Origin of the sequence: Sporosarcina sp. E16_8 (assembly GCF_017347095.1) — a bacterium.
Classification (GTDB): domain Bacteria; phylum Bacillota; class Bacilli; order Bacillales_A; family Planococcaceae; genus Sporosarcina.
In genome coordinates, this window is the sequence record NZ_JADPRZ010000002.1 from 310,733 (window position 1) to 318,478 (window position 7,746).

Annotated in this window: 7 protein-coding genes; 1 reads left to right on the top strand and 6 read right to left on the bottom strand. The window is 39.5% G+C overall.

The window, feature by feature from the left end; all coding sequences use genetic code 11:
• Nucleotides 1-60: 60 nt before the first annotated feature.
• From I2484_RS03275 to I2484_RS03285, 3 genes are read right to left on the bottom strand one after another with little or no spacing between them, the layout of a single operon-like run.
• Complete coding sequence (locus I2484_RS03275) at nucleotides 61-966, bottom strand: glycine betaine ABC transporter substrate-binding protein (RefSeq protein ID WP_207149581.1); 906 nt, start codon at nucleotides 964-966, stop codon at nucleotides 61-63.
• The gene (locus I2484_RS03280; protein WP_207149582.1) at nucleotides 963-1,814 is read right to left on the bottom strand and encodes an ABC transporter permease; all 852 of its coding nucleotides are present in this window, start codon (nucleotides 1,812-1,814) and stop codon (nucleotides 963-965) included. Before I2484_RS03280 ends, I2484_RS03275 begins: the two co-directional genes overlap by 4 nt.
• A complete protein-coding gene (locus I2484_RS03285; protein ID WP_207149583.1) occupies nucleotides 1,807-3,075 on the bottom strand; it encodes a quaternary amine ABC transporter ATP-binding protein in 1,269 nt (422 codons plus the stop codon). Before I2484_RS03285 ends, I2484_RS03280 begins: the two co-directional genes overlap by 8 nt.
• A 223-nt stretch (nucleotides 3,076-3,298) precedes the next feature.
• Between I2484_RS03285 and I2484_RS03290 the strand changes: the two genes are divergently transcribed.
• Nucleotides 3,299-3,856, top strand: coding sequence for a GbsR/MarR family transcriptional regulator (locus I2484_RS03290; protein ID WP_207149584.1), 558 nt, complete (start codon nucleotides 3,299-3,301; stop codon nucleotides 3,854-3,856).
• Nucleotides 3,857-3,982: 126 nt separating this feature from the next.
• Here I2484_RS03290 and I2484_RS03295 read toward each other — a convergent pair whose 3' ends face one another.
• The 3 genes from I2484_RS03295 to I2484_RS03305 form a co-directional block, all read right to left on the bottom strand.
• Entirely contained in the window at nucleotides 3,983-5,083 is a 1,101-nt protein-coding gene (locus tag I2484_RS03295) for a DUF2087 domain-containing protein (RefSeq protein ID WP_207149585.1), read from the bottom strand.
• Between the two features lie 135 nt (nucleotides 5,084-5,218).
• A complete protein-coding gene (locus I2484_RS03300; RefSeq protein ID WP_207149586.1) occupies nucleotides 5,219-5,662 on the bottom strand; it encodes an OsmC family protein in 444 nt (147 codons plus the stop codon).
• A gap of 66 nt (nucleotides 5,663-5,728) precedes the next feature.
• Complete coding sequence (locus tag I2484_RS03305) at nucleotides 5,729-7,468, bottom strand: methyl-accepting chemotaxis protein (RefSeq protein WP_207149587.1); 1,740 nt, start codon at nucleotides 7,466-7,468, stop codon at nucleotides 5,729-5,731.
• Nucleotides 7,469-7,746: the final 278 nt, after the last annotated feature.

A 7,746-nucleotide genomic window follows, 5' to 3' on the forward strand; every position in this document is an offset into this window, starting at 1 on the left:
AGCGTTTTCCGGGTTTAACAGCCTAGCGCTCGCACTTAAATAGCACTGACATTCTATTATTTATTTCTTCAAGTCTTCAATTGAATCGATATCCATATACGTCGGTACTACAAGACCGACTTTGACACCTTCCATATTGACGCCAAGTTCTTCGAATTTACCTTCGAATTTCTCAGCATATGTTTTATGCGTTAATGGCATCCAAGCTGCAAGCGATGCGTCTGCACTACCGTCAGCAACTGCAGTCCATAATGGACCTGCTTCAACTTGTGTTAACGTCACTTTATAACCCATATCTTCTAAGACAATTTTCATGACGTTATGACTTGCAATTTCACTGTCCCATGCAACATAAGCAAGTTTGATCTTGTCGCCGTCCACTTTTTCAACGCCATTTGTCCATTCAGCTACTTTGTCTTCGTTTGCATCAACCCAATTTTGTGATGCAACATCTTCTTTTTCACCGTCTTGAATGGCTACCATTATTTCGCCCATATCCTCTTCAGTCCAGTTAAACTGTGATAGGATTTTATGAGCTTCTGGCAGATCTTCTGCTAATCCGATTCTACCGATTGTACGGATCTGTTCTTCCCCACCGTACACACCTTTTGGATCTTCAAGATATTTCAAATCGTATTTCGCAAACTTCCAATGTGGCGTCCAACCCGTTACGATGATTGGCTGCTCTTTGTCATAGGCTTTTTTCAGTGAAGCTGTCATTGCCGCACTTGAACCTGTTGTAAGATCCCAATCTGTAAGTTCATATTCTACAAGCACTTTATCAGTCGCTTCCATGATGCCCGCGCCTGGATCGATACCTGTAATTTTATTATCTACAGATTCACCAACGGTTTTCGTAGTGTCTCCGCCTGATTCATTCTTGTCATCGTCATTACCACATGCGGCAAGTCCAATTGCAAACAGAGCAACAGCTCCAAGTCCTACTATTTTTTTTGTTAATTTCATTTCGTAATTCCCCCTTGTTTTTTCTTTCCAGCGTGTTGTGTTACCCGGTCCAAAATAATTGCCACGATAACAATGGATAGACCAGCTTCAAAACCAACACCCGTTTTCAATTGTGTTACAGCCCTATACACTTCTTCACCCAGCCCTGGCGCACCAACCATCGATGCGATAACAACCATGGATAGTGAAAGCATAATACTTTGATTGACGCCTGCCATAATTGTCGGTTTGGCAAGTGGAATTTGAACTTTGGTCAATCTCTGCCAAGTTGTAGAGCCAAATGCTTCCGTTGCTTCGATTAAATCTTTCGGAACTTGCTGAATTCCTAGCATCGTCAAACGAATTGTGGGTGGCATTGAGAAGATAACAGATGCCACAACACCTGGGACGACCCCGATGTTAAAGAAGAATATAGCTGGCAGTAAATAAACGAATGCCGGCATTGTTTGCATTAAATCCAATAATGGATTGATGATTTTCCTTGCTGTCGCTTGTTGTGAACCCCAAATACCGACTGGAATTCCGATAATCAATGCGAAGAATACAGATGTGAGTACGAGCGCTAGCATTTGCAGCATCGGGTACCAATAGCCCAAGTAATCAATAAACAACAAGCCGATTAAAGTAAATAACGCAATGCGGCGGGTGGAAACGAACCACGCAAGCAAGGCAAATAACACGGCAAGTAAAATAGAAGGCACCATATCAAGCCATTCTACTGATCCTTCAACAATGCCTTTGAGAAAATCTGAAATTCCATCAAACACTGTACCGAAAGTCACCACGAGCCAATCGACACCATTGTCAATCCACTCTGCAAATGGCAAACGAGGTAAAAACTTATCCATTTACCTTCACCTCCGTATCCGTTTGTTCATCGGAATCGGAATCGAATGTCCCGTTATTATTGATAAACTGATTGTCACCTGATAATGCGCCAATCAATGCACCACGAATAATAATTCCTTGAAGCTTGTTATTTTCATCAACGACGGCAACTGGGATAACAGCTGTCGATACGATATCGAACAGATCGATTAGCACGGTATCCAGAAGAATCATTGGAAGGTCGTTAATCATTATTTCTTCAAGTGTCTTCCCTTTTTCAATAGCCGAACTCGCATCTTGGGCCGTGACCGCACCTAAAAGACGCTTTGCTTTATCGACAACGTAAATTGAAGATATCCCAAGTTGTTTCATCATACGAAGAGCTACTCTCGCTCCACGGTCGATTTGAACCGTCTCTGCTTTTTTCATAATATGTCCCGCTGTCAATACTTTAGAAAGATCCACATCTTCAACAAAGCGTTCTACATATTCATTCGACGGACTCATCAATATCTCTTCGGGCGTTCCAACTTGAACGATTTCCCCGTCCTTCATCAATGCAATTCGGTCTCCTATACGAAGTGCCTCATCTAAGTCATGGGTAATGAAAATAATTGTTTTCCCCATATCATTATGAAGTTGCAATAATTCATCTTGCATATCTTTGCGGATTAACGGGTCAAGCGCACTGAATGCTTCATCCATCAGCAAAATATCTGGTCCATTAGCTAGCGCTCTCGCTAAACCGACACGCTGTTGCATGCCTCCGCTCAACTGGCTAGGGAATTGATCTTCATATCCTGCAAGACCGACTAGCCCCAAGGATTCTTTCGCTTTGGCTTGACGTTCTGCCTTCGCTACTCCTTGGATTTCTAAACCATATTCTGCGTTTTCCAGAATCGTCTTGTGGGGAAAGAGTGCGAAGTTTTGAAATACCATCCCAATTTTCTTACGTCTTACATTACGAAGTTGTTCTTTATTCATCCCGACGATATCCTCACCGTCCAGCAGGATATTGCCCATTGTTGGGTCAATCAGCCTATTCAGCAATCTGACAAGCGTTGATTTTCCGCTACCTGACAATCCCATAATGACGAATATTTCGCCCTCGTATACATCAAATGATGCATTTTTAACCCCGACTGTTGCGCCGGTCGCCTTCAAAATCTCACCTTTTGTTTTTCCTTCATTTAGAAGCTGGGAAGCCCGCTTCGCATTTTTACCGAAAATCTTCGTGGTGTTTATCACTTCGATTTTCTTACTAGCAATCTGATCACTCATACATACACTCCTTATATTTTCAAAACTAAAACTAGCGAATGTCTTCTAGTATAGCTGTCTTTTTTTTGCATTACAACTGTTTTCTCGTTTTAAATAGTTTAAACAGAAAAAACTGTACGAACTTTGATTGCTACGTATTGCTTTTTAAGTTTGGATATAATACGCTATAAGAAATGGGCTGGATGGGTTAATGAATGCCTATGCTAGTGGAGGGAAGACTTTTATGAACGGTAATGAAAAACTTGAAAAAGCTCGTGAGCGGATTATTGAATCCATCGCACAAAATATACATCTTTATGGACTTACACCTTCTGCAGGAAGACAGTATGGCGCGATGTTTTTTCATAATGAGCCGTTAACATTGGATGACATGACAGAAGAACTTGGGATGAGCAAAACAAGTATGAGCACATCTGTCAGAGCACTATCTGATTTGAAGTTAGTGGAACGCGCCTGGAAAAGAGGGGTCCGAAAAGACCTTTATCAAGTGAAAGATGATTGGTATCAAAGCTTTATCGACCTTTTTTCAATAAAGTGGAGGAGATCGGTTTCCTTTCATTCAGCCGCGATTAGAAAATCTTTGGCCGAACTGGAAGAACTAATGAACGATCCTTCGATAGATGATGGATTGAGTGAAGAAGTAAATAAAGATATTGAAAAACTATTATACCTGCGTGATTATTACGAATGGCTCGATCGTCTCGTCGATGCTTTTGAAGATCAAGATATTTTCAAACTTGTACCAATTAAGAAGCCTGAACAGGATATTCCTGATAAGTAAATACAAGAAAAGTGTAAGGTGCCTGGAGTCTAGACACCGATCTGAGTAGGAATAACTTATACTTTCTTATATTTTAAAAAAGACGGCAAACACAATTATGTGTTTGCCGTCTTTTTTAACTGTCTATTACATTTTTTTAATACGATTGTATCCTTTTTCCCCATATGGCTGTAACTCTTCTAGCCACTTATCCAACTGCTTCCTAAGGATTTCACCTTTACTAATCCCCTGCCAATCCTTTTCAACAATCGTTTCAAGTATTTCAATTTCAAAATTATCTTTTCCATGTTCATCCCAATCGGTTTGTAGTTCTTTATTTTTATGCCCACCGGTAGTTAACATGAATTTTAATCCATTCAATGTTTTGAAATTCGGTGTCGAATTCACAAAAAGCTTCCCGTTCTTTACATTCTTGATTTGAAATATACCATAACTCGGTTTATCTCCTTTCGCCTTCAATTTCATTTCTTTTTTAAAATCCATTTCATCGTCATCTCCCTTTTCTAAACTATTCACAAGGCGATATGCACTTCCTTCAGTATTACGCGTTAACACACCCCGGTCGACCATTTCCCGCCGTAACAGCATATAATCTTCGAAGATTGTCACCAAAACTGCATTGACTTCACCTTCTGAATACACTTTTCTCGGTTTGAAGTGCAATGCAATTTCAGCAAACAGATGATTTTTTTCTTGCTCTTTCATACGTAGTGTTTTCAAACGCCCATCTTCCTCGGAAAAATAGCGTGCTAATTCTGTTGAAGGTTCAAATGATTTCTCAATCGGCTTATCGACTTTCGGTTCATCTGATACGACTTCTTGTTGCCGTTTCACTAAATTCATGAGAGCAAGCAGGGTTTTTGCTTGTTTCTCCTTTTTCCGTAATGAAAAACGATGATTACGAATCGTCGACATGCTTCCGATTTTCAGTTCCTGTTGAATTTCTTTATCTGACTTCCCTGCATAAATCAAAGAAAGTAGTTTCGACTGTTGATCGGACAACCCCGTATGTTCCTTACCACCTGAGAGTAATAGTTCAAAAACACTGCCATGCGTCCTTTCAATATGATGTTCTATATAACGCCAATCTGTGAAAAGTACATCTTCAACAGGATAAATGACTCCCTTTTCAACTTCTTCACCACATACTAAACAGCGATAATAGCGATTCTCTTCTATGTATCCCCGTTCCATAACTTCTACCGGATAGTCTAGTGATAAATCCATTCAAACATAAACACCTTTCGTTATACACTAGTTTTATATAAACAATTTTACACTTCGTCTATATTTAACACAATCTTATTTTTGTAAATAAAAAACCGTACTCCATAGAGCACGGTTTTTCAATATCTTAGCATTCTATTTCATTACAGTTGTGCCTAACTCAATTTCTACATTTCCTTTGATAGCTCGACTGATCATACAAGACGTTTCAGCTTTTTCTGCGAGCTTATGCGCTAAGGCTTCATCCTTTTCAGTCGCGTCCTGTTTCAATACGATTTGAGGTTTATGAATAATCTTTTTATATGTAATGACACCGTTCGTTACATCCACAATGCCGACTGACTCCATTGTCAAGGCAACTTTCTCCAGTTTACTTCGCTCCATCATAGCCGCAAGGGTAATAATATAACATGTCGCAGCAGCGCCCAACAGCATTTCATCCGGATTGGTTCCAATTCCCGGGCCGTCCATTTCAGTTGGAATTGAAATCTTAGTCTTCAAATTCCCCGCATCAATTGTTCCTATATCATTCCGCAAACCTGGCCAGTCCGCTTTTAAATGAAAGTGATGTTGTGCCATAAGGATAGCCCCCTTTTATTATATTGTTTCTTACATTATACAGTTTACTATCTTCAACTCACTACATTAAATTGAAGTAGTGAATTGATTGGCGTTAACCAATAATTTATTGGATAGAGAATGTAGCTCTGACCCTGTTTTTTCAACAGATTGCATTGCTTCAAATTGTTCCTGAAATGCGCGCATCATTTGAGCTGTATTGCTTTGATTTTTCTCAGAAACATTTCCAACTTGTTTCGTAGATGCCTCCAATAACGGCAGCCCACTTTCCAATGAGTTTAAGTGATCTTTCATGATGAATAGTCTTCGATCCAGTACTCTGATATGATCCGCAGCGGCTTTGAAATTCTCACTATTTTCTTGGGTAATGCTTTCCAGAGTTGCTGCGTCTACTTGCATCCCCTCTATGTTCAAAGTAGTTCTGTCCACGGACTTTTCCATTTGTGAAATCGTCCCTTTAATTTCTCCCGTGGCATAAGCCGATTGCTCCGCTAATCGTTGCACTTCATTTGCTACCACTAAGAATCCTGCTCCTGCTTTTCCAGCTCTAGTTGCTTCGATTTTCGCATTTAATGCAAGCATGCGTGTTTGGTCAGTAATGTTATCAATGGTGCTAACAACGCTAGAAACGGACATGAACTTTTCATGTAAATCATCAATCGTTTGAATAACACTTTCCATACTTAGGAAGAAGATTCGCATTGTTTTTGCTGCCTCAACGGTCGTTGTCTCCCCTATTTCCACGACTTTTTTTGTAACTGTCGACTCATGAAATACTTCTTCCATTTCATTAAACAATGCTGACATTTGAATTTGCATCTGCTGAAAGGCTTGTTGCTGTTTAGTTGAAACGGAAACCGTCTCTGCTGCGATCATCTCCAACTTCGAAACCTGAGCGTTCATATAATCGTTTTTTGTTAGTAGCGCAGTTGAATTCACATTTAAATGACTTCCAGTTTGTGCTAGCTGAATACTTGTATCTTTAATTTCCATAAGCATATAAGACATGCTTTCAATCATCATTTGGAAACTTTTAATAAGCGATTGAAATTCAGGTGTAGATGATTGAATCGACAAATCAACGCCTAAATCCCCTTCCCTCACTATGCGCATTTTTTGTTGCAACATAGTTATTGGTTTCGTCATGCGCTGAATTGTCGGTGCGATTAGTAACAATGCGATAATTAACGCAATCAGAATTGACAGTAAGATTAGAGTTCCCATTTCTTTCGTATCCGCCAAATAATCACTGTCCGGAACGACAATAACAAATTCTCCACCTAACTCTTGAATCCGGAAGTAGCTGATTGTATACGGTTCCCCTTGAATTGTTTCATGTAAAATACCTTTACCGTTCTTACTAATTTCTTCAGTAATCTGATTAGACAAACTCAAATCTGTATTTCCACTTACTGAAAAAGGAATTAGCTGATTATCTTTCGAGTAAAATACCGTAGCATGATAACCTTCTTGGGTTAACGCTACATGTTGCCTTTTAATGACCTCTTCAAGTTCAGACAAAAAGTTTTCCTTGTTGCCGATATGCGCCAACATCAATGTTTTCGCTAAATCATTAACGATTGTCACTTCTCGTTCTAAACGAGAAGACACGAGTTCAATAGTGCTTTTCTTCATTGTTTCATACGCTGTGAAACCGATTGTAACCGTGGATATTAGCAAGATTGTTAAAATCATGAAAAGTAATCGAGTTTTAAATGAAATACTTGTAATTCCAAAAGGTAACCTTCTCCAGTCTACTTTTCCAAATTTCATCTTCCTAACAACTTCTCGTGCCAATCGACCCATATTAAAAACCTCCTTACAGGAATTTATACTCAATCTTCTCACATATGTGTAAAGCCTCTGTAAAGTTTGTGTACGTTTTCTGTAAGGATTTTTGATATACCCATATCATTTCGTAAACCTCTTCTGCACGCTATTTTCTATTTACTCATATACATAGAGGACGAACAAATAGGTACGGGGTGTTAATGCTGCATTCAAAGGTCCAATTGTTGACGGGGTTATCTGTCCAAGGCTTGATGGCTATACTGTCCATTAGAGTCTACAGAAAGGAAAAACGT

Excerpts from the sequence above, each read along its gene's own strand:
- I2484_RS03300 (WP_207149586.1), bottom strand. The coding sequence starts at position 5,662 with ATGGCACAACATCACTTTCATTTAAAAGCGGACTGGCCAGGTTTGCGG.
- I2484_RS03275 (WP_207149581.1), bottom strand. The coding sequence starts at position 966 with ATGAAATTAACAAAAAAAATAGTAGGACTTGGAGCTGTTGCTCTGTTT.
- I2484_RS03295 (WP_207149585.1), bottom strand. The coding sequence starts at position 5,083 with ATGGATTTATCACTAGACTATCCGGTAGAAGTTATGGAACGGGGATAC.
- I2484_RS03280 (WP_207149582.1), bottom strand. The coding sequence starts at position 1,814 with ATGGATAAGTTTTTACCTCGTTTGCCATTTGCAGAGTGGATTGACAAT.
- I2484_RS03305 (WP_207149587.1), bottom strand. The coding sequence starts at position 7,468 with ATGGGTCGATTGGCACGAGAAGTTGTTAGGAAGATGAAATTTGGAAAA.
- I2484_RS03290 (WP_207149584.1), top strand. The coding sequence starts at position 3,299 with ATGAACGGTAATGAAAAACTTGAAAAAGCTCGTGAGCGGATTATTGAA.
- I2484_RS03285 (WP_207149583.1), bottom strand. The coding sequence starts at position 3,075 with ATGAGTGATCAGATTGCTAGTAAGAAAATCGAAGTGATAAACACCACG.